The organism is Bradyrhizobium betae, assembly GCF_050632175.1.
Lineage (GTDB): Bacteria > Pseudomonadota > Alphaproteobacteria > Rhizobiales > Xanthobacteraceae > Bradyrhizobium > Bradyrhizobium betae_B.
Genome location: NZ_CP192576.1, coordinates 3,224,071 through 3,244,178, shown reverse-complemented (window position 1 = coordinate 3,244,178; position 20,108 = coordinate 3,224,071). Strand labels below are relative to the sequence as shown.

18 protein-coding genes and 1 pseudogene are annotated in these 20,108 nt (G+C 64.9%); 14 read left to right on the top strand and 5 right to left on the bottom strand.

The genetic code is table 11. The features are described 5' to 3' along the window. Window position 1 precedes the first annotated feature (1 nt). The 9 genes from ACQ86E_RS15555 (at window position 2) to ACQ86E_RS15515 (ending at window position 9,148) form a co-directional block, all read left to right on the top strand. The gene (locus ACQ86E_RS15555) at window positions 2-733 is read left to right on the top strand and encodes a response regulator (RefSeq protein WP_431206116.1); all 732 of its coding nucleotides are present in this window, start codon (window positions 2-4) and stop codon (window positions 731-733) included. A gap of 315 nt (window positions 734-1,048) precedes the next feature. Then, complete coding sequence (locus ACQ86E_RS15550; protein ID WP_431206115.1) at window positions 1,049-1,660, top strand: sigma-70 family RNA polymerase sigma factor; 612 nt, start codon at window positions 1,049-1,051, stop codon at window positions 1,658-1,660. Between the two features lie 308 nt (window positions 1,661-1,968). Then, on the top strand, window positions 1,969-2,667 hold the full coding sequence (locus tag ACQ86E_RS15545; protein ID WP_431206114.1) for a cytochrome c biogenesis CcdA family protein: 699 nt from the start codon (window positions 1,969-1,971) through the stop codon (window positions 2,665-2,667). Between the two features lie 31 nt (window positions 2,668-2,698). Continuing rightward, on the top strand, window positions 2,699-3,262 hold the full coding sequence (locus ACQ86E_RS15540; protein ID WP_431206113.1) for a redoxin domain-containing protein: 564 nt from the start codon (window positions 2,699-2,701) through the stop codon (window positions 3,260-3,262). Between the two features lie 142 nt (window positions 3,263-3,404). Beyond that, window positions 3,405-4,814, top strand: coding sequence for a cytochrome ubiquinol oxidase subunit I (locus tag ACQ86E_RS15535; RefSeq protein ID WP_431206112.1), 1,410 nt, complete (start codon window positions 3,405-3,407; stop codon window positions 4,812-4,814). Next, window positions 4,811-5,821 (top strand): cytochrome d ubiquinol oxidase subunit II, encoded by a 1,011-nt coding sequence (gene cydB, locus ACQ86E_RS15530; protein ID WP_431206111.1) that lies wholly within the window; start codon window positions 4,811-4,813, stop codon window positions 5,819-5,821. The genes ACQ86E_RS15535 and cydB overlap by 4 nt, the downstream gene beginning before the upstream one ends. A 271-nt stretch (window positions 5,822-6,092) precedes the next feature. Then, window positions 6,093-7,067: a hypothetical protein gene (locus ACQ86E_RS15525; RefSeq protein WP_431206110.1), complete on the top strand. Its 975-nt coding sequence runs from the start codon at window positions 6,093-6,095 to the stop codon at window positions 7,065-7,067. A gap of 362 nt (window positions 7,068-7,429) precedes the next feature. Then, a complete protein-coding gene (locus ACQ86E_RS15520) occupies window positions 7,430-8,023 on the top strand; it encodes a L,D-transpeptidase (RefSeq protein ID WP_431206109.1) in 594 nt (197 codons plus the stop codon). 87 nt (window positions 8,024-8,110) lie between these two features. After that, window positions 8,111-9,148, top strand: coding sequence for an amino acid ABC transporter substrate-binding protein (locus ACQ86E_RS15515; protein ID WP_431206483.1), 1,038 nt, complete (start codon window positions 8,111-8,113; stop codon window positions 9,146-9,148). Between the two features lie 236 nt (window positions 9,149-9,384). On the opposite strand, the gene ACQ86E_RS15510 is transcribed toward ACQ86E_RS15515, so the two are convergent. Further along, window positions 9,385-10,524: an acyl-CoA dehydrogenase family protein gene (locus ACQ86E_RS15510; RefSeq protein ID WP_431206108.1), complete on the bottom strand. Its 1,140-nt coding sequence runs from the start codon at window positions 10,522-10,524 to the stop codon at window positions 9,385-9,387. Between the two features lie 145 nt (window positions 10,525-10,669). After that, the gene (locus ACQ86E_RS15505) at window positions 10,670-11,884 is read right to left on the bottom strand and encodes an acyl-CoA dehydrogenase family protein (protein WP_431206107.1); all 1,215 of its coding nucleotides are present in this window, start codon (window positions 11,882-11,884) and stop codon (window positions 10,670-10,672) included. A gap of 138 nt (window positions 11,885-12,022) precedes the next feature. On the opposite strand from ACQ86E_RS15505, the gene ACQ86E_RS15500 reads away from it, so the two are divergent. Both ACQ86E_RS15500 and ACQ86E_RS15495 read left to right on the top strand, forming a co-directional pair. Beyond that, window positions 12,023-12,568 carry a carboxymuconolactone decarboxylase family protein gene (locus ACQ86E_RS15500; protein ID WP_431206106.1) on the top strand — a complete coding sequence of 182 codons (546 nt, stop codon included), beginning with the start codon at window positions 12,023-12,025 and terminating at the stop codon, window positions 12,566-12,568. Between the two features lie 90 nt (window positions 12,569-12,658). Next, window positions 12,659-13,153 (top strand): VOC family protein, encoded by a 495-nt coding sequence (locus tag ACQ86E_RS15495; RefSeq protein WP_431206105.1) that lies wholly within the window; start codon window positions 12,659-12,661, stop codon window positions 13,151-13,153. A gap of 126 nt (window positions 13,154-13,279) precedes the next feature. Here ACQ86E_RS15495 and ACQ86E_RS15490 read toward each other — a convergent pair. Both ACQ86E_RS15490 and ACQ86E_RS15485 read right to left on the bottom strand, forming a co-directional pair. Continuing rightward, a pseudogene (locus tag ACQ86E_RS15490) lies at window positions 13,280-14,513 on the bottom strand (MFS transporter). Window positions 14,514-14,722: 209 nt separating this feature from the next. After that, window positions 14,723-15,970, bottom strand: a complete 1,248-nt coding sequence (locus ACQ86E_RS15485; RefSeq protein ID WP_431206104.1) for an MFS transporter — start codon at window positions 15,968-15,970, stop codon at window positions 14,723-14,725. A gap of 197 nt (window positions 15,971-16,167) precedes the next feature. On the opposite strand from ACQ86E_RS15485, the gene ACQ86E_RS15480 reads away from it, so the two are divergent. Beyond that, entirely contained in the window at window positions 16,168-18,234 is a 2,067-nt protein-coding gene (locus ACQ86E_RS15480) for a prolyl oligopeptidase family serine peptidase (RefSeq protein WP_431206103.1), read from the top strand. A 95-nt stretch (window positions 18,235-18,329) separates the two neighbouring features. Here the strand turns inward: ACQ86E_RS15480 and ACQ86E_RS15475 are convergent, their stop codons facing one another. Then, window positions 18,330-19,001 carry a DUF938 domain-containing protein gene (locus ACQ86E_RS15475; RefSeq protein WP_431206102.1) on the bottom strand — a complete coding sequence of 224 codons (672 nt, stop codon included), beginning with the start codon at window positions 18,999-19,001 and terminating at the stop codon, window positions 18,330-18,332. Between the two features lie 238 nt (window positions 19,002-19,239). Between ACQ86E_RS15475 and soxX the strand changes: the two genes are divergently transcribed. Together soxX and soxY are read left to right on the top strand one after the other, a co-directional pair. After that, window positions 19,240-19,596 carry a sulfur oxidation c-type cytochrome SoxX gene (soxX, locus tag ACQ86E_RS15470; protein WP_431206101.1) on the top strand — a complete coding sequence of 119 codons (357 nt, stop codon included), beginning with the start codon at window positions 19,240-19,242 and terminating at the stop codon, window positions 19,594-19,596. 25 nt (window positions 19,597-19,621) lie between these two features. After that, window positions 19,622-20,101, top strand: coding sequence for a thiosulfate oxidation carrier protein SoxY (gene soxY / locus ACQ86E_RS15465; protein WP_431206100.1), 480 nt, complete (start codon window positions 19,622-19,624; stop codon window positions 20,099-20,101). Window positions 20,102-20,108: the final 7 nt, after the last annotated feature.

Below are 20,108 nucleotides of genomic sequence, written 5' to 3'. Positions count from 1 at the left end.
CATGACCCAAAGCCAGCACATCATGATCGTCGACGACGAGGCCCCGGCCCGGGAGATGGTCGGCGATTACCTCAAGATGCACGGCTTCACCGTGACGCTGTGCGACGGCGGCAAGTCCTTGCGCGCCGCGATCGACGGCAGCATGCCCGATCTCGTCGTGCTCGACCTCAACATGCCCGAGGAAGACGGCCTTTCGATCATCCGCGACCTCAAGAGCCGCATCAACGTGCCTGTCATCATGCTCACGGCGACCGCGAGCCCGATCGACCGCGTGGTCGGCCTCGAGCTTGGCGCCGACGACTACGTCGCCAAGCCCTGCGAGCTGCGCGAGCTGATGGCGCGTATCCGCTCGGTGCTGCGGCGGAGCACGCCGGCAAAGGCGGCCGAGGCCGCGCCCGCCAAATCCGACAAGGATCAGCTGGTGCGCTTCGGCACCAAATGGCTCGATCTCGAAGCCCAGGCCTTGCGCGACGACGAGGGCAACGAGCATCCGCTGACCGCCTCCGAGTTCGGGCTGTTGAAAGTGTTCGCGGCCAATCCGAAGCGCGTGCTGTCGCGCGAGCGCCTGCTCGAGCTGGCCAATGCGCGCGATGCCGAAGCCTTCGACCGCGCCGTGGACCTGCGCATCATGCGCATCCGCCGCAAGATCGAGCCCGATCCGACCAAGCCCGCCGTGATCCGTACCATTCGCGGCGGCGGCTACCTGTTCTCGCCGGCGGGCGAGAAGGCGTAGGCAGCGGGCCACACCCACCCGCGCTACGCGCGCCCCGGGACGACGGCGATAATTACCGCACGCCGGAACGCAATCCCCTCGAATACGTTCCCCGCTGCTTCGGGCGCCGCCAGACCCCCACCCCCGTATTGTCCACACATTGAAATTCCACGACTTTTCCCCCCGAATGTTTCGTCGCCCCCTCTCCGACGAAACAATTTTGCGGCGCACGAAACCATTTTCCCCTTTTCGTGCAGACGTCCCGAAACGTTGGCTCATTAACACTTCGGCCCAAGGAAACGCCGCTCGGTTGCGGCGCTACGGGGAGCCAGATCTATGCCGAACGTCATCGCCATCAACGCCCAGGCCAGTCAGAGCATCGTTGCCGCTCAGGCGACTTCGGACGACATGCTTCTCGAGAGCATTGCCGGCGGCAATCGGACATCGATGCACATCCTTTATTGCCGTCACAACGTGCGCGTTTATCGCTTCATCCTGCGCATCGTGCGTGATGCCACCACCGCCGAAGACCTCGTGAGCCAGGTGTTTCTCGACGTTTGGCGGACCGCCGGCCAGTTCCAGGGTCGCTCGCAGGTCTCGACGTGGCTGCTCTCGATCGCCCGTTTCAAGGCGCTGACCGCGATGCGTCAGCGTCGCTTCGAGGACATCGACCAGGAAGACGTGCGCGAGATTCCGGACGGAGCCGATACGCCGGAGACCTCACTCGACCGCAGCGACACCAGCGCCATCCTGCGCGCCTGTGTTCAGAAACTGTCGCCCGCGCATCGCGAGATCATCACGCTGGTCTACTACCATGAGAAGTCGGTGGAGGAGGTCGGGCAGATCATCGGCATCCCCCAGAGCACGGTGAAGACCCGGATGTTCTATGCCCGCAAGCAGCTGGCCGATTTGCTTAAGGGTGCCGGCGTCGATCGCTTCGCCGCCTAAGTCCAATGATTTCAACAGGATAGGCCCGCTCACGCGGCCCTGTCCCGGGACACGGAAGTGTTACCGCCGACGAAACAATTGAAACAAAGCACAACATCAGGCGGAAAAACTTCCCTCCTATAAAGCTCACATACGGTTTTCGTTAAACCTCCCAAGACCTCCAGCGACCCGGACGATGCCCCCGTCCGGGTCGTTTTGTATTTGGGTTTGCCGTGGCCGCCGCGGCTCCCGTCACGAAGGCGTGACGCGGCGTAACGACTGCCCCATCGATCCCGAACCATCCTCGTGACCCGCATCACGAGTGTCCCATGCTTGAACTTCTCTTCGCTCTGCTCGCCGGCATTCTCACCATCGCCGCGCCCTGCACGCTGCCGATGCTGCCGATCCTGCTCGGCGCTTCGATCGGGCGCGCCGGGCATCTGCGGCCGGCGATGATCGCGCTCGGCTTCGTCGTCTCGTTCTCCGCGACCGCGCTGCTGCTCGGTGCCATCACGCGCGCATTCGATTTCGATCCGAACGTGCTGCGCGAGGCGGCGTCGATCCTGCTGCTCGGCTTCGGCCTGCTGATGCTGTGGCCGGCGCCGTTCGAGTGGCTGTCGATCCGGCTCAATGGCTGGCTCGATCTCGGCAATGCCGGCGCCACGCAGCGCGAGGGCGCACTCGGCGGGCTGGTGCTCGGCACCACGCTCGGCCTGGTCTGGACGCCGTGCGCCGGTCCCGTGCTCGGCTCGATCCTGACGCTGGTTGCGACGACTGAGAAAGCGAGCTGGGCCGGCACGTTGCTGGTCGCCTACGCCATCGGCGCCGCCATCCCGATGCTGGCGATCGCCTATGGCGGACAGGCCGCGACCACGCGCGTGCGCAGCCTCGCGCGAATCTCGCCGCGGCTGCAGCAGGGCTTTGGCGTCGTCGTGATCGGCTTCGCGGTCGCCGCCTATTTCCAATACGACACGCTGATCGTGGCGTGGCTCACCGGGTTCTATCCCACCGGCCAGATCGGCCTGTGATCGCTTCGCATCTCAACCGGAGGAAACTTCCATGTCTCTCAAACTGCTCGCCGTGTCTGCCTCGCTGATCGGCTTCGCCCTGACCGGCGCCACCATCCCCGGCATCTGTGACGAGGCCACGCCCGCAAAGGCGATCACCGTCGCGGCCGCCAGCCAGGGGACCGCGCCCGATTTCACCGGCATCAACAACTGGTTCAACTCGAAACCGCTCAGGATCGCCGACCTGCGCGGCAAGGTCGTGCTGGTCGACTTCTGGACCTACGGCTGCGTCAACTGCGTCAACACGCTGCCGCACGTCACCGACCTCTATGCCAAGTACAAGGACAAGGGCCTCGTCGTGATCGGCGTGCACACGCCGGAATTCCCGTTCGAGCGCTCGGCCTCCAACGTGCAGGCCGCGCTGAAACGCCACGGCATCACTTATCCCGTCGCGCAGGACAATGATTCCAGGACCTGGAACGCCTACAGCAACCAGTATTGGCCGGCGCAATACATCATCGACCAGAACGGCAAGATCGTATTCCAGCACGCGGGCGAAGGCCGCTACGACGAGATCGACCGCACGGTGGCGCGGCTGCTGAATGCGAACAGCTGACGTCGTGCGGTTAGACAAAGAGTCCTATAGGACAACAGCCCGGCGTGGGTCATCATGCCCAGGCCGGGCGCGATGGCATAGCTGAGCAGCCAGATCGGCGCCCCCGCAGCCCACAACGTGTCGCGTTGTGACGGGAGCGCCAATGCTATCGAACCTTGACCCCATCGTGCTCGCACGAGCGCAATTTGCCTTCACGATGTCGTTCCACATCGTGTTTCCGGCATTCTCGATCGGGCTTGCGAGCTATCTTGCGGTGCTGGAAGCCATGTGGCTGTGGACCGGCCGCGAGGTCTTCCTCAACCTGTTTCACTATTGGCTGAAGATCTTCGCGATCGCGTTCGGCATGGGCGTGGTCTCGGGCATCGTGATGTCCTACCAGTTCGGGACCAACTGGTCGGTGTTCGCCGACAAGACCGGACCGGTCATCGGTCCGCTAATGGCCTACGAGGTGCTGACCGCGTTCTTCCTCGAGGCGGGCTTTCTCGGCGTCATGCTGTTTGGTCTCGAACGCGTCGGCCCGCGGCTGCACTTTTTCGCAACGCTGATGGTTGCGATCGGCACGTTGATTTCGGCGTTCTGGATCCTCTCCGCCAATTCGTGGATGCAGACCCCGGCCGGCTACGCAATCAATCCCGATGGCCAGTTCGTGGTCGCCGACTGGTTCAAGGTGATCTTCAATCCATCCTTCCCCTACCGGCTCGTGCATATGGTGCTCGCCGCTTATCTGACGACATCGCTCGTGGTCGGCGCGGTGGGCGCCTATCACCTGCTGCGCGACCCGCATCTGTCCGGTCCCCGGGTGATGTTCTCGATGGCGATGTGGATGGCGGCGCTGGTCGCGCCGATCCAGATCCTGGCCGGCGACCAGCACGGGCTCAACACGCTCGAGCATCAACCGGTGAAGGTCATGGCGATGGAGGGGCACTACCAGAGCCACAAGGACGGTGCGCCGCTGATTCTGTTTGGCCTGCCCGATCAGGCCACCGGCCGGGTCGACTACGCGATCCAGATTCCGAAACTGTCCTCTCTGATCCTGAAGCATTCGCTCGATGCGCCGCTCGCGGGCCTCGACACCGTGCCGCGCGAAAACTGGCCGCCGGTCCCGATCACCTTCTGGTCGTTCCGCATCATGATCGCGCTGGGCTTCCTGATCTTCGGGCTCGGACTGTTCAGCCTGTGGACGCGCTGGCGCGGCACCCTGTTCGATTCCCGGCCGCTGCACATCTTCGCGCTGACGATGGGGCCGGCGGGTTTCATCGCCGTGCTTGCGGGCTGGATCACGACAGAGACCGGCCGGCAGCCTTTCACGGTCTACGGCCTGTTGCGAACCGCGGACGCCGTCTCGCCACTGGCCGCGCCCGCGGTGGGCTCGTCACTGCTGGCCTTCGTCGTCGTCTATTTCATCGTGTTCGCGGCGGGCGCCATCTACATTCTGCGCCTGATGGCGGCCTCGCCCCATCACGGCGAGCAGGGGCCACGCGGCGACATGCCGGCGCGCGCCGCCGGCATCACACCGGCCTCGGGCGCGGCGGGACAGGGGGCGCTGTCATGATCGCCGCCGTCGACCTTGCCACCGTCTGGGCCTTCATCATCGCCTTCGCGGTATTCGTCTATGTCGTGATGGACGGATTCGATCTCGGCCTCGGCATGCTGTTTCCCCTGTTTCCCGCCAAGGCCGACCGGGACGTCATGATGAACAGCGTGGCGCCGGTCTGGGATGGCAACGAGACATGGCTGGTGCTGGGCGGCGGCGGCCTGATGGCGGCCTTTCCGCTCGCCTATGCGGTGCTGATGCCGGCGCTCTATACACCTATGATCGCGATGCTGATCGGGCTGGTGTTCCGCGGTGTCGCCTTCGAATTCCGCTGGCGCACCACCGCGGCACGCAACCGCTGGGACGTTGCCTTTGCCCTGGGATCGTTGCTGGCGGCGCTGGCGCAGGGCGTCGCGCTCGGCGCCATCCTGCAGGGCGTGCAGGTCGAGGGGCGGCATTATGCCGGCGGCTGGTGGGACTGGCTGACGCCGTTCAGCCTGCTGACGGGAGTTGCCCTGGTGGTCGGCTATTCCTTGCTGGGCGCCACCTGGCTCATTCTGAAGACCGAGGGCGCGCTGCGCGAGAAGGCCTACCGGCTGAGCTGGGGTCTGCTGTTCGCGATGCTTGCGGCGATCGCACTGGTCAGCATCGCCACGCCGTTTCTCAGCATTCAATACGCGCAGCGCTGGTTCGCCTGGCCGAACGTCGCCCTGGCCGCGCCGGTGCCGATCGCGGTCGCCGCCGTCACCGCACTCCTGATGCGCAGCCTTGGGCAAAAGCAGGACTCCCGGCCGTTCTTTCTCGCACTGGCCTTGTTCGCGCTGTCCTATGCCGGGCTGGGTATCAGCATGTATCCCTTCATCGTGCCGCAGAGCATCACGATCTGGCAGGCCGCCGCTCCGCAGAACAGCCAGATCTTCATGCTCGTCGGCGTGGCCGGGTTGGTGCCGCTCATTCTCGGCTACACCGGCTGGGCCTATTGGGTGTTCCGCGGCAAGGTTCGGGCCGGGAGCGGCTATCACTGATGCCGCGCAAGGCAGAGGCAAGGCCGCTGGGGCGACGGCTGATATGGTTCGCCGTTCTCTGGCTCGGGGGCGTGGGCGCCGTCACCGTGATTTCATTCGGTCTCAGGCTTTGGCTTGCGCCGAAATGATCGGCACTGCCGCCGGCCGGATCGTTTCCGGCACGACGACGAGGGCGCAGCGACGAGAGCGACGAGGTCGTGATGCCGCCGTTGTTGCTTGACTTCGCGGACCCGTCCGTGGAGTTTCGCGGCCTCGAAATCAGCCGCCCGCAATGGACGACACGACCACCAGCACCGACATCCGCCTTCGTGAAGGCGCCTCGATCGCGCAGCGGCTGGTCATGTCCGGCTTTGCGGCCGCCGTCGCGCTGTGCTTCACGCCGGGCCTGTTCACGCACGACACCCTGGAAATCGTCATCTCCGTGGTCGCGCTGCTGGTGGGAGCGGGGTTCGTCGTCGGCATCATGATGGCGCCGGCGGTGGTGTGGATCATCACACCAAACGAGATCCTGATCGGGCAACAAAGTCCGTTCGGGAAGCTCCGCACGCGGATCGTCGCGAAGGACGACATCAGCGGGTTGCAGGTTCCTGGCAGCAGGCGGGTGAAGGCCCGCTTTCAGCTCGTGTTCACGCTCGTCTCGGGGGAGCGCCTGACGTCGCCGCCGATCTCCGACGTCACCCATGTTCGTGACACCGTGGCCCGGATCGCCGCGCAGTTCGACGTCCCCAATGTCGAGGAGCCGGTCAATCCGCTCGATGCCAGCAATGCCGAGATGCATCTCGGCGAGCCGCTCGAGGCGTTTTCCGCACGCGACATCAGGATCGTGTCGCTGATCGCCGTTGCGTTGTCCGCCGTGCCCTACGCCTACAAGCTCTGGCGTGGTTTATCGCCCACCGATGTCGATATCCTGCTGCTGCCGATCGGCGCGCTCGCCACGTTCGCCGTGCACCGATACGCCAACCTCGTTACCGGCGCGTTCTGGATCATCCGCGAGGGCGATATCCGCGTCGAACGCCTGTGGGGCGACGGCACGCCGCGCGCCGACCATATCGAGGGGAACCAGGTGAAGACGATCTCAGTCGACCGCCGCGGCCGGTCCGAGGACGAGCACTGCATCGTCACGATCCGCACGCGCTCGGGGCGGCGGTTTCGCAGCCCCCGAATCGGGTCGAGGATCGAGGCGCGCGCGGTCGGGACGGAGATCGTGCGGCGGCTAGGGATTGCGGCGGAGAGCAATAAGATTTAGCCGGCGTCCGATACCAATTGTCGAAGTTGATATCACCCCGGGTTCGGTCTGAACCTCTCCCGCTTGCGGGAGAGGTCGGCGCGAAGCGCCGGGTGAGGGTTCTCTCCTCATCGGGGGTATCCCATTGCGGAGACACCCTCTCCCCAGCCCTCCCCGCGCGCGGGGGAGGGAGCGCACCACCAACCCGGCAGCAATCTCGGCTTTTCGCGCCATCCCCTGTTTGTGGCATTGCCCGGCCCCGTCAAAAAACCAAAGCATTCTCGTGACATATCGGCTAACAGTGCCATCAACTTGCCATGAAGATGGCCCTGAGGTTTGATGGTTCCAGATGATTTTGGCCTTGGCCGCGGGGAGAGCTTGAAATGACGGATTTTCGTCGCCTGACCGGGGCGTTTGTGACTGCGATCGGCCTGATCCTCGCCGCGCCCCATGCTTACGCCCAGCAGCCCGACCGTGGCGACGAGCCCGGCCTGGTCGCTGACGACGCCTACGAGCTCGATCCGGAATGGCAGAAGCAGGTCGTCTACTTCCGCACCACCGAAGCGCCCGGCACGCTCATCATCTCGACCGCCGAGCGGCATCTGTATCTGGTCCAGCCCGGCGGCCGCGCGATCCGCTACGGCATCGGCGTCGGCCGCGATGGCTTTCAATGGCAGGGGCTGGTGAACATCACCAACAAGAAGGAATGGCCGGACTGGACGCCGCCGCCGGAGATGATCCAGCGCCAGCCCTATCTGCCGCGCTTCATGGCCGGCGGCCCCGGCAATCCGCTCGGCGCCCGCGCCATGTATCTGGGCACCACGGTCTACCGCATCCACGGCACCAATCGGCCCGACACGATTGGCACCAAGGTGTCCTCGGGCTGCTTCCGCCTGGTCAACCGGGACGTCGCCGATCTCTACGATCGCGTCCCTGTCGGCACCAAGGTGGTGATCCGGCAGAAGCCCGAGCTCTGAGGCTTTTGATCCGAGCATGATCCTTTCGGATCATGCTCGTCGCCTTCTTCCCAATTCCTTTTCCCGATTTTTCGAGAGAGCAAAATGATGCGCACTTTTCGAGGCGGCCTGCTGATCGGGCTCGCTGTCGCCGTGCTGGTTGCCGTTCTGGCCATCATCTATGAATTCTACGACACCCGCACCCTGAAGCGCACCGTCCGCCGCGGCGAAGTGCTGTGCGGCGTCAACAAGGGCCTGCCGGGCTTCTCGATCCCCGACGACAAGGGCAACTGGACGGGCTTCGACGTCGATTTCTGCCGCGCCGTGGCCTCCGCGATCTTCAACGATCCCGGCAAGGCGAAGTTCGTCCCGCTCGACGCCGGCGAACGCTTCAAGGAATTGCAGAGCCGGAAGGTGGACATCCTTTCGCGCAACTCGACCTGGAGCATGGCGCGGGAGCTCGACTACGACCTCTATTTTCCCGCCGTCGCCTACTATGACGGTGCAGGCTTCATGCTGCCGCGCGCACGCAACAAGGAGACCTCGCTGGACCTGAACGGCAGCAAGGTCTGCGTGCAGGCCGGGACCACGACGGCGCTCAACGTCGCCGACTACTTCAAAGCCAACAACATGAAGTACGACGAGATGAAGTTCGACAAGCTGGACGACGTGGTGAAAGCCTACGACACCGGCAAGTGCGACACGCTCTCCGCCGACGTCTCCCAGCTCTATGCGCTGCGGCTGAACCTGAGCAAGCCCGGCGACCAGATGATCCTGCCGGACATGATCTCCAAGGAGCCGCTGGCCCCGGTCGTGCGCCAGCGCGACGACGACTGGATGATGATCGTGAAGTGGACGCTCTACGCGATGATCAACGCCGAGGAGCTCGGCGTCACCTCGGAGAACATCGACGAGGCCCTGAAATCGAAGAAGCCGGAGGTGATGCGACTGGTCGGCACCGAGGGCAATTACGGCGAGCAGCTCGGCCTCACCAAGGACTGGGTCGTCCGCATCATCCGCCATGTCGGAAACTACGGCGAGATGTACGAGCGCAACATCGGCGAGAAGTCCAAGCTGAAGATCCCGCGCGGGATGAACCAGCTGTGGAACGCGGGTGGCGTGCAATACGCGCCGCCGATGAGGTAGGCGGTTTAGCTGCCATCGTTGTGCCGGCGGTGCTGACAACGCTCTCGCTGCGTTCCCTCCCCCTTGCGGGGGAGGGTTAGGGAGAGGGGTGCCACACGGCACACTCTATCGTTCGCACTCAACCTGAGGCGCGCGTCCCTCGCGCGACGGACAGACCTTTTCCTGGGCTACCCCTCTCCCCCGCCCTCCCCCGCAAGGGGAGGGAGCGCAGGGTGCCTCGGCGCACGAGTAGCGCCTCAATACCCCCGCGCCCGCGCCAGCTGCTCGGTGTGGTAGTTCGCATCGCCGAACAATTCCTCGCACACCCTCGCGCGCTTCATGAAGAAGCCGATGTCGAACTGGTCGGTCATGCCCATGCCGCCATGCATCTGCACGCCTTCCTGCACCGCGCGGGTGGCGGTGGTGCCGGCGCGGGCCTTGGCGACCGCGACGGCTGAGGCGGCCTTGGCGACATCGACATCCAGCGCCTGCAGCGCCTTCATGGTGGCGGCACGGGTGATCTCGATGTCGACATAGAGCTCGGCGGCGCGGTGCTGCAGCGCCTGGAATTCGCCGATCAGCTTGCCGAACTGTTTTCTGTTCTTGAGGTACTCGACGGTGCGGTTGAACACCTCCTCACTCAGGCCAACCATTTCGGCGGCGACTGCGCCGCGGCCGATATCGAGCACGCCGTCGAGCAGGGCAGCGCCCTGGTCGACCTCGCCGAGCATGCTGTCGGCGGTCACCTCGACATTGGCAAGCTCGATCCGCGCCGCATTGTGCGCGTCGACCATGATGGTGCGCTCGATCGAAACACCCTTGGCCCTGGGATCGACCAGGAACAGCGTCAGACCGTCGCGCTCGCCGGCGGAGCCCGCGGTGCGCGCGGCGACGATGACGAGATCGGCGACATGGCCGTCAACGACCAGCGCCTTGGCGCCGGAAAGCTTGAAGCCGTTGCCAGCGCGCACAGCCTGAAGGCTGGTCTGGAGCGGGCGATGCTTTGCGCCCTCGTCGATCGCGAGCGTCGCGAGCAGAGAGCCGCTGGAGATCTTCGGCAGATATTCCGACTTCTGCGCGGCATTGCCGCCGCGGTTCAGCGCCGAGGCCGCGACCACGCTGGTCGCGAGAAACGGCGACGGCATCAAGGTGCGGCCGATTTCCTCCATGACGATTCCGGCTTCCATGAAGCCGAGACCGCTGCCGCCGAATTCCTCCGGCACGAGCAGGCCGGCAAAGCCCATCTCGGCGAAGGCGTGCCAGAGTTCCTTCGAGAAGCCGACGGGATCCTTGGTGTCGCGCAAGCCACGCAGGTGCGACACCGGCGCCTTGTCGCTGATCAGCCCGCGCGCGGAGTCGCGGAGCATCGATTGTTCTTCGGTGAGGACGAGGGCCATGTGCGTGTTTCCGATTCGAAGTCTATTTATCGTCGTCATTCCGGGATGGCCCGAAGGGCCAGGCCCGGAATCCATCAGGCGGCGGAGTCGGTGGACGAATGGATTCCGGGCTCGCGCTGTGCGCGCCCCGGAATGACGGAAAGCGCTACGCCCCCGGCAAGTCCAAAATGCGCTTGGCGACGATGCCGAGCATCACCTCCGTGGTGCCGCCCTCGATCGAGTTGGCCTTGGTGCGCAGCCAGGCGCGCGGGCGGGCGCCCTGCCTGGAGCGCTCGCTCTCCCATTCCAGAGCATCGACGCCGCCGGCCGACATCAGGATCTCGTAGCGGCGCTTGTTGAGCTCGGTGCCGTAATATTTCATCGCCGACGAGAACGCCGGATGCGCCTGCCCGGCCTTGGCGAGATCGACCGCGCGTTCGGCGCAAGCCGCGAGCGCGGCTTCATCGACGTCGAAGCTGGCGATCTTGCCGCGCAGCATCGCATCGTCGAGCCGCCCCAGCGCATCGGAGCCGACGGAGTCGGCCGCGATCTGGCCGAGCGGGCGACCGACGCCGCGCTCGCCCATGCCCGAGATCATCGCGCGCTCGTGCTGCAGCAGATATTTCGCGACGTCCCAACCGCGGTTGACGGTGCCGACCACATGCGATTTCGGCACGCGGACGCCGTCGAAGAAGGTTTCGCAGAACGGCGAATAGCCTGAGATCAGCAGGATCGGCTTGGTGGTCACGCCCTTCGAGGTCATGTCGAACAGGATGAAGCTGATGCCGTCGTGCTTCTTCGCACTCGCGTCGGTGCGGACGAGGCAGAAGATCCAGTCGGCGTAGTTGGCGTAGGAGGTCCAGATCTTCGAGCCCGTGATGACGAAATCGTCGCCGTCGCTTTCGGCGCGGGTCTGCAGCGAGGCGAGATCGGAGCCGGCGTTCGGCTCGGAATAGCCCTGGCACCAGCGGATCAGGCCCGCGGCGATCTTCGGCAGGTGCTCCTTCTTCTGCGCCTCGTTGCCGTATTTCAGCAGCGCCGGCCCGAGCATCCAGATGCCGAAACTCGACAGCGGCGGACGCGCGCCGATTCGTCCCATCTCGGCGCGCAGCACCTTGTGCTCGGCGGCGCTGAGGCCGCCACCGCCATATTCCCTGGGCCAGTCCGGCACGGTCCAGCCCTTGTCGCGCATGCGCTCGAACCAGATGCGCTGCGGCTCGGAGGCGAATTTGGTATTGCGTCCGCCCCAGAACACGTCGTCGTCGGATGTTGCGGGCTTGCGCATCTCCGGCGGGCAATTGGCTTCCAGCCAGGCCCGCGTTTCGTTGCGGAATTTTTCGAGATCGGCGGTCTCGGTGTCGCTGGTTTTGGAGTCGGTCATTGGTCGTTTCCATCACTCAAAATCGACTTGTTGGCCGCGACTCTGGGCCAGAGCATCGTGGAATTCAACCACTTCCGTGCCGTGCAATCGGCTATAGTCGGAGCGACGACGGTGCTTGAAAACAAAGAGGAAACGACAATGCGCCTGAAACTTCTTTCGCCTGGCGAAATGAACGAGAGCCAGCGGCAGACCTATGACGAATCGATTGCCGGCAAGCGCGGCAAGCCGCCGGCGCCGATGATGGCCTGGCTCAACAGCCCCGACATGGCCCGTCACGCCACGCGGCTCGGCGAGGTGCTGCGCTACGACACGATCTTCCCGGCGAGGCTTTCGGAGATCGCCATCCTGGTGACAGCGCGGCACTGGACCGCGCATTACGAATGGTGGGCGCACAAGCGCCTGGCGCTCGCGGGCGGCATGAGGCCGGAGATCATCGACGCGATCCGCGACCGCCGCACGCCGGAGTTCGACGACCTAGAGGGTAAGATGATCTACGATCTCGCAAAATCGCTGCATGAGGGCCACGGCGTCGAGAAGGGGCTCTACGACGCGGCGGTAAAACTGCTCGGCGAGCGCGGCGTGGTCGAAGTGATCGGGCTTTGCGGCTACTACACGATGGTGTCGATGACGCTGAACACGTTCGCGTTCGAGCTGCCGGAGGGCGAGCTGCCGGAGCTGTCGTAGGCACGCATCCGGAAACGATAGGTTTCGGGATGGGCCGGTGGCGCTGTCCCGGCGCCCGGCCTATGTGGAGTTCATCAACGGAGCACCACCATGTCGCAGACCCCCGCCGTCGCCGCCGGCACCAGGATCGGCCACGTCCACCTCAAGGTCGCCGATCTCGATCGCGCGCTCGGATTTTATTGCGGCGTGCTCGGCTTCGAGCTGATGCAGCGGATGGGCTCGGGCGCGGCCTTCATCTCGGCCGGAGGCTATCATCACCACATCGGGCTCAACACCTGGGAGAGCAAGGGCGGCTCGCCGCCACCGCCCGGCACGACGGGCCTGTTCCACACCGCGATCCTCTATCCGACGCGGCCCGCGCTGGCGGATGCGCTGCATCGGGTGCTGTCGGCCGGCATCGCACTCGACGGCGCCAGCGATCACGGCGTGTCCGAGGCGTTGTATCTGCGCGATCCCGACGAGAATGGCGTGGAGCTGTATTGGGACAAGCCCAAGGAGCAGTGGCCGTTCGGGGCGGATGGCAAGCTGGCCATGTTTACCAAGCGGCTGGATGTCGAGGCGTTGCTGAAGCAGCGGGAATGGTAAACTCCGCTCTCACCCCGTCATTGCGAGGAGCGAAGCGACGAAGCAATCCAGACTGTCGCCGCAGAGAGTTCTGGATTGCTTCGCTGCGCTCGCAATGACGGAGTATTTTGAGGCGCCGCAGCGCCATCAAGCAGTCATCGCTCGCGGTCGCCCTCGCACCATGATCAACGCTGCCGCCACCACCTCAAGCGCAATACACACATAGAACGGCAGCGCATGGCCGCCGGACCAGTCGCGGAGGATGCCGACCACGCCGGGGCCGAATGCATAGGTCACCTGGTTGATCGCGGTATTCAGGCTGATCAGCACGCCGAACGAGGCTGACTCGAACTCCCGCTGCACGATCAGCGAGGGCAGCGTGATGAGGTTACCGACCGAGAAGCCGAACACGGCGCAGGCCGCGATCAGCACATAGTCGTTGTGCAGGTTGATGACGACGAGAAGCGCCGCCGCCTGGCTCAAAAACGACAGCGCCGACGCCAGCCGCTGGTTGAGGCGGTCGATCACCATCGAGAACAGCACGCGGCCGACCACCGCCATCGCGGTCAGCACGGCGACTGCGACCGCGGCGCGCTCGCGGCCGATCACCGGATCGAGGAACGAGATCAGGTGCACGATGAAGCCGACCTGCGCGAACAACACCAGGGCAAAGGCAATGGTCACCGTGAGGAAGCCGACGTCGCGCAGCGCCCATGCGCGGATCTCGGCTCGAGGATTGCGGCTTTGGTCGCGCCGTCGCATGCCAGCCGTGAAGATCGGGCGGGCGGCCGACGAAAAAGAGGATCACCGGCAACAGCAGCACCAGCATGGCGCCGGCAGCAGCGTACATCGCGCCGGCAAAACCGATATGGCCGATCAGCATAACGAGCAGCGGCACACCGACGATGCCGCCAAAGCTGGCACCATTCAGCGCCAGACTGATCGCCATGCCGCGCTTCTGGTCGAACCACAGGCTGATGGTGTTGGTGATCATGGCGAGACTGGTGCCGGCCCAGCCGAAGGCGAGCACGGCGTTGGCGAGATAAAGCTGCCAGGGCTCGCGCACGGCGCCGATCGCGACCGCAGCGGCCGCCATCGCCAGCGTGCCCGATATCAGGCAGATGCGCGGACCGTACTTTCGGACGGCTTCGCCGACGAAGACGACGAGCAACGCGCCGAACAGATAGAAGAACGTGGTGCCGGAGGAGATCAGCGAGGTCGGCCAGCCTCGCGCGCGCTGCAATTCGGCGACATAGACACTCTGGCCGTAGAAGCCGAGCCCCCAGCCGAAGGTCGCGAGCAGGAAGCAGACCGCGACGATGCGCCAGCCTTCGTAGCGGCGGGAGGATTCGTCGATGATGGGCTGAGGATTGTCGAGCATTGCCGCCTACTCCGTCATGCCCGGGCATAGCCGTCTGAAGGACGGCGTCGCTTCCGCTCGCCTATGCCCGGGCATCCACGTTCTTCGATCCGCGCCCAAGACGTGGATGGCCGGGACAAGCCCGGCCATGACGACATCTAATTAACTCTCCTCAGAAAATCACTTCGACCATGATCGAAGTGTCAACGCTGCTGACAGCCTCCTGACAATCAGATTGCGTCCGGGAACTCACCCATCGCGGCCTCGAGCCGTGCCCGGCGACGGCGCGCATACGAGACGAGCGAGAGCACGACAAGGCCGAGCGCCACGGGCGGGAACACCACCATGTTCACCGCCGACCAGCCGTAATTCGCGAGCAGTTGCCCGGAAGAAAACGAGCCGATCGCCATCATGCCGAACACGAGGAAATCGTTGAAGGCCTGCACCTTGTTGCGCTCCTGCGGGCGGTGCGTCTCCAGCACCAGCGCGGAGGCACCGATGAAGGAGAAATTCCAGCCCACGCCGAGCACGATCAGCGTGGCCCAGAAATGCATCGCGGTGATGCCGGAGAGGCCGATCGTGGCGGCGCCGGCTTCCAGCAGCAGCCCGATCGCGACCGTCTTCGGCGCGCCGAGCCGGCTGATCAAGGTGCCCGTGAAGAAGCTCGGACCGTACATGGCGACGATGTGCCATTGAATGCCGAAATTGGAATCGGACAGGCTGAGGCCGCACAGCTTCATGGCGAGCGGTGCCGAGGTCATCACCAGATTCATCATGGGATATGAGACGATGCCGCACAGCGCCGCAGCGATGAAGCGCGGCTGGGTCACGATGGTGAGCAGCGGCCGTCCGCCATGCAGGTCGGCCGGCGCCGGCTTGGGCATGTCGACGCCGGCGACGATGCCCATCGCGATCAGCGCCACCGCGGCCTGCACCAGGAAGCTGAAGGCAAACAGATAGGGCTGCCAGACGTCCATGGTCCATTGTACGAGCTGCGGACCGAGCACGCCGGCGAACACGCCGCCGGCCATCACCCACGACACCGCCTTCGGCCGGTAGGCCGCGCTGGCGCCATCCGCCGCGGCGAAGCGATAGGATTGCGCCACCGCGCCGTAGAGGCCGCCGAGGAAGGTCGCCAAACAAAACAGCGCGAAGGAGCCGTGCAGGATCGCGAACGAGCCGAGCAGGCCGGTCAGCGTCCCCAGAGCGGTGCCGACGACAAAAGCCGCGCGGCGTCCGAAACGGCGCGAGATCGCGCCGGTCGGCAGCGTGCCGGCGGCGAGGCCCACCACATACATCGAGATCGGCACCGTCGCGAACGACATATCGGGCGCGAGCGTGGCGCCGACGATCGCGCCCGTGGCGAAGATCACCGCCGAGTTGGCGCCGGTCAGCGCCTGTGCCGCGGCGAGGCGCACCACATTGGCACGCACGCGCGCGTCGGCATCGATCTCATTGGCTGAAGTCACGTCCAACATCGGCATTTCCGCCCGAAGGTCTTTACAGGGGTTTTGTTGATTCCCGGCACTATGGAGCGGTGCGGAAGGGCGGGCAACCAGCGCAAACGGGCGCGGGCCATGCCCCTGACGCAATCGGAGGGATGATAGCGGGCCGCGCTCTTGACGGCTTGCGCTCGATCAAATCCTATCCGCCGCATTGTTTCGGAGTTTCGTTCATGTCCGTCGACGACAGGCCCACGCTCAGCGCTCCCGACGACGATCCCTGGTTGTGGCTGGAGGAGATCGAAGGCGAGCGCGCACTCGCCTTCGTCGAACGGCAGAACCGGCTGACGCTCGACGCGTTTGGTGGAGAGGCTTTCGCGCGCGACCGCGACGTCCTCGCGGCGATCTACGATCGTCCCGACAACATTCCCTATGTCAGCCGGCGCGGCGCTGACCTGCACAATCTCTGGAAGGACGCCGTCAACCCGCGCGGCCTGTGGCGGCGCACCACGCTGGCGGAGTTTCGCAAAGCCGAGCCGGCGTGGGAGACCATGCTGGATATCGACCAGCTCGCCGCGCGCGAAGGCGAGGACTGGCTGCTGAGCGGCATCGCTACGCAGACGGGCAGCTCGCGGGCGATCCTAAGCCTGTCGCGCGGCGGCAGCGACGCCGTGACGTTGCGCGAGTTCGACCTCGACACCAAGAGCTTCGTTGCGGATGGTTTTGTGCTGCCGGAAGCCAAGGGCGGCGCCGACTGGCTCGATGCCGACACGCTGCTGCTGTCCAGCGCCCATGGCGAGGGCATGGCGACGAGCTCCGGCTATTCGCGAACCGTTCGGCTGTGGCGGCGCGGCCAGCCGGTCGATCAGGCGCAGGTGATCCTCGAGACCACCGCGGATCACATGGCGCTCTCCGGCATGGCCGACGACACCGGCTCGGCGCCGCGGGTGTGGATCATCGACCAGATCGACTTCTTCAACCACACCATCTGGCTGCGCGATGCGCTTGGTGCGGCGACGAAGCTCGACCTGCCGACCGGCGTCTGGATGCAGGCCCATGGCGACTGGTTCGCGATGAAGCTGCGCGCGGACTGGGCGGTCGAAGGCCGAAGCTATGCCACCGACACCGTGCTCGGCATGTCACTCTCGGCGTTCCTCGCCGGCAGTCGCGATTTTGTGGTCCTGTTCGAGCCTGAACCGCGGCGCGCCTTGCAAGGCCTGTTCTGGGCGGGCGGCAGACTGGTGCTGTCGATCCTCGACGAGCTCAAGCCGCAATTCGAGATCTGCACGCCATCCTCTCACGGCTGGAGCCGCGAGTCGCTGCCCGGCCTCCCGCAGATCGGCGTCGTCGACATCTGGCCGCTCGATCGCCATCCCTCCGAAAGCAACGGCGACCTGCTCGCCAACGTGCAGGACCCGCTGACGCCGCCGTCGCTGCTGTTGCTCGCGCGCGGCGTCGCAAGCCCGACCGTGCTGAAGCAGGCGCCGAAGACGTTCACCGCGGATGGTCTCGTGGTGACGCAGCACGAGGCGATCTCGATCGACGGCGAGCGCATTCCCTATGTGCAGACGGGTCCAGCAGCCGAGACCGGCGATGCGCCGGTCTACATGAGTGCCTATGGCGGCTTCGCCCATTCGGTGAAGCCGTACTACAATCCGTCGCTCGGCAAGCTGTGGCTGGAGCGCGGCGGCACCACGGTGCAGGCGAACTTGCGCGGCGGCGGCGAGTTCGGCACGCGCTGGCACGATGCCGGCCGCCTCGCCGGCAAGAGATTGTCGCACGACGATTTCGCCGCCGTGGCCGCCGATCTCGTCCGCCGCGGCGTGACCAGGCCAAAGCGCATCGCAGCGCAAGGCGGATCGAACGGCGGCATCCTCATCACCAACATGCTGGTGCGATACCCCGAGCGCTTCGGCGCGCTATTCTGCACCATCCCGCTGATCGACATGCGCCGCTACACCAAGCTGCTCGCGGGCGCGAGCTGGATTGCGGAATATGGCGATCCCGACAAGCCGGATGAATGGGAGTGGCTGAAGACCTACTCGGCCTATCATAACGTCAAAGCCGGCCAACCCTATCCGCCGATCCTGATCGCCACCACGCGCCGCGACGACCGCGTCCATCCCGGCCACGCGCGCAAGATGGCGGCAAAGCTCCAGGCGATGGGCTACGAGGCCTGGTTCTACGAGCCGGAAGCCGGCGGCCACGGCTACGGCAAGGACAACAAGGAGCGCGCGGGCTTCGAGGTGATCGGTTTCCGGTTTCTGAAGGACAAGATCGGGTGGCGGGACCAGGACTAGCGCTGTCGTGGCCGGGCTTGACCCGGCCATCCACGCCTTGCTTTGCCGCACGAAGAACGTGGATGCCCGGACAAGCCCGGGCATGACGACCTTAACTACCGCGCAAACACCAGCGTCAGATTGTTCGCGGGCATCTCGATCGTATCGACCAGACCCAGGCGCGCACGGCGCGCGAGCATCTCGACGTCGCTGATATCGCGCACGCCCCAGTCGGGGTTGCCCTCACGCAAGGAGGTGTCGAACACGGCGTTGCTGAGCGCGGTGTGCTTGCCGTCGCGCTTGAACGGACCGTAGAGCAGCAGCTTGCCGTCGGCGCGCAAATAGCGGCCGGCGCCGGCGAACAGGCCTTCGGCCACGCTCCACGGCGCGATGTGGATGACGTTGGCGCAGAACAATGCGGCGAGGCTGGTCGGCACCTGGCCGTTTTTCAGCTCCGGACACCAGTCGGGATCGGCGAGGTCGATCCGCAAGGGACTACGGATGTTCTTCAGGCCCGAATGAACGCGCCAGGCTTCGATGCTCTTGAGGTGGCGCTGGTTGAGGTCGCTCGGCCACCAGATCAGGCCGGGGGTGTGCTGCGCGAATTGGACCACGTGCTGTCCGGTTCCGCTGCCGAGCTCGATCACGTTGCCAGTCAGGCCGGCGAGATGTTTTTCCAGCGCCGCCCAGAGCGATTCGTGATTGCGATGAAATGCCGGCGCATCGAGTCGCCCATCCGACTCGACCCGTCCGCCGTCCCTGCCAAATTCGACGACATATTCAGCCAATTGAGGTCCCCAAAAATGTGAAGCAGAAAAGAGTGCCTTAAGGAACAAACGCCCCGGAATAATTTGCTAGTCCCAGCCCATCCGATGAACGAGCTATCTCTTCAAGTTGCAATGCGGAAGATATTAACTCCATTTTGCCGCGTGCATAGTCTTGATTGTCAGACGATGCCCTTTGTGCTTTGGAACGCGCTATATTGCCGCGAACGAGATCATCGACATAACGCCTCGGAATGACGCCTTGACCGCCTTTCCCCGGACGCCCGTCCTCTACGTCCTGCTGACCATCGCCACCGGCCTTGCCGGAAGCTCCGCGCGGGCGCAATCCGCCATGGCGGACGGGCAGAAACTCGCCTTCGACCGCGGCAAGGGCAACTGCCTGACCTGCCATGTCATCAAGGGCGGCGACCTGCCCGGCACGATTGGCCCGGAGCTGAAGGACATCAAATCAAAATACCCCGATCGCAACGAGCTGGCGGCGATCATCTTCGACGAGACCAAGCGCAATCCGCAAACCATGATGCCGCCGTTCGGCCGAAACCGGATTTTGACCGAACAGGAAATCAGCGCGATCGTTGATTTCCTGCAGACGCTGTGACCTCAGGCCGCCAGGAGATTTCGAGATGACCCAACACCCTCGTCCGACACGGCGCCTGATTCTTCAGGGCGCAGCGTCGGTCGCCCTGCTCGGCCTTGGCAACCTGCCGTTCGCGCCCGCGCACGCCGCAGCCAACGACAAATATCCGGAGGAGGCGTTCAAGCAGAAGAGCGAGGCGGACGCGATCAAGGCGCTCTACGGCAAGACCGCCGAGGCGTCCGACAAGGTCAAGCTGGATGCGCCCGAGATCGCCGAGAATGGCGGCGTCGTCCCGATCTCGGTGACGACGACGCTCGACAAGGTGACCTCGATCTCGTTCTTCGTCGCCGAGAATCCGAATGCGCTGGCCGCAAGCTACAGGATTCCGGATGGCACGATTCCCAGCGTCGCCAATCGCCTGAAGATGGCCAAGACCACCAAATTGACCGCAATCGTGGAAGCCGACGGCAAACTCTACAGCGCGACCAAGGAAGTGAAAGTCACAGTCGGCGGCTGCGGCGGCTAGGAGGATC

Excerpts from the sequence above, each read along its gene's own strand:
- ACQ86E_RS15555 (WP_431206116.1), top strand. The coding sequence starts at position 2 with ATGACCCAAAGCCAGCACATCATGATCGTCGACGACGAGGCCCCGGCC.
- ACQ86E_RS15550 (WP_431206115.1), top strand. The coding sequence starts at position 1,049 with ATGCCGAACGTCATCGCCATCAACGCCCAGGCCAGTCAGAGCATCGTT.
- ACQ86E_RS15545 (WP_431206114.1), top strand. The coding sequence starts at position 1,969 with ATGCTTGAACTTCTCTTCGCTCTGCTCGCCGGCATTCTCACCATCGCC.
- ACQ86E_RS15540 (WP_431206113.1), top strand. The coding sequence starts at position 2,699 with ATGTCTCTCAAACTGCTCGCCGTGTCTGCCTCGCTGATCGGCTTCGCC.
- ACQ86E_RS15535 (WP_431206112.1), top strand. The coding sequence starts at position 3,405 with ATGCTATCGAACCTTGACCCCATCGTGCTCGCACGAGCGCAATTTGCC.
- cydB (WP_431206111.1), top strand. The coding sequence starts at position 4,811 with ATGATCGCCGCCGTCGACCTTGCCACCGTCTGGGCCTTCATCATCGCC.
- ACQ86E_RS15525 (WP_431206110.1), top strand. The coding sequence starts at position 6,093 with ATGGACGACACGACCACCAGCACCGACATCCGCCTTCGTGAAGGCGCC.
- ACQ86E_RS15520 (WP_431206109.1), top strand. The coding sequence starts at position 7,430 with ATGACGGATTTTCGTCGCCTGACCGGGGCGTTTGTGACTGCGATCGGC.
- ACQ86E_RS15515 (WP_431206483.1), top strand. The coding sequence starts at position 8,111 with ATGCGCACTTTTCGAGGCGGCCTGCTGATCGGGCTCGCTGTCGCCGTG.
- ACQ86E_RS15510 (WP_431206108.1), bottom strand. The coding sequence starts at position 10,524 with ATGGCCCTCGTCCTCACCGAAGAACAATCGATGCTCCGCGACTCCGCG.
- ACQ86E_RS15505 (WP_431206107.1), bottom strand. The coding sequence starts at position 11,884 with ATGACCGACTCCAAAACCAGCGACACCGAGACCGCCGATCTCGAAAAA.
- ACQ86E_RS15500 (WP_431206106.1), top strand. The coding sequence starts at position 12,023 with ATGCGCCTGAAACTTCTTTCGCCTGGCGAAATGAACGAGAGCCAGCGG.
- ACQ86E_RS15495 (WP_431206105.1), top strand. The coding sequence starts at position 12,659 with ATGTCGCAGACCCCCGCCGTCGCCGCCGGCACCAGGATCGGCCACGTC.
- ACQ86E_RS15485 (WP_431206104.1), bottom strand. The coding sequence starts at position 15,970 with ATGTTGGACGTGACTTCAGCCAATGAGATCGATGCCGACGCGCGCGTG.
- ACQ86E_RS15480 (WP_431206103.1), top strand. The coding sequence starts at position 16,168 with ATGTCCGTCGACGACAGGCCCACGCTCAGCGCTCCCGACGACGATCCC.
- soxY (WP_431206100.1), top strand. The coding sequence starts at position 19,622 with ATGACCCAACACCCTCGTCCGACACGGCGCCTGATTCTTCAGGGCGCA.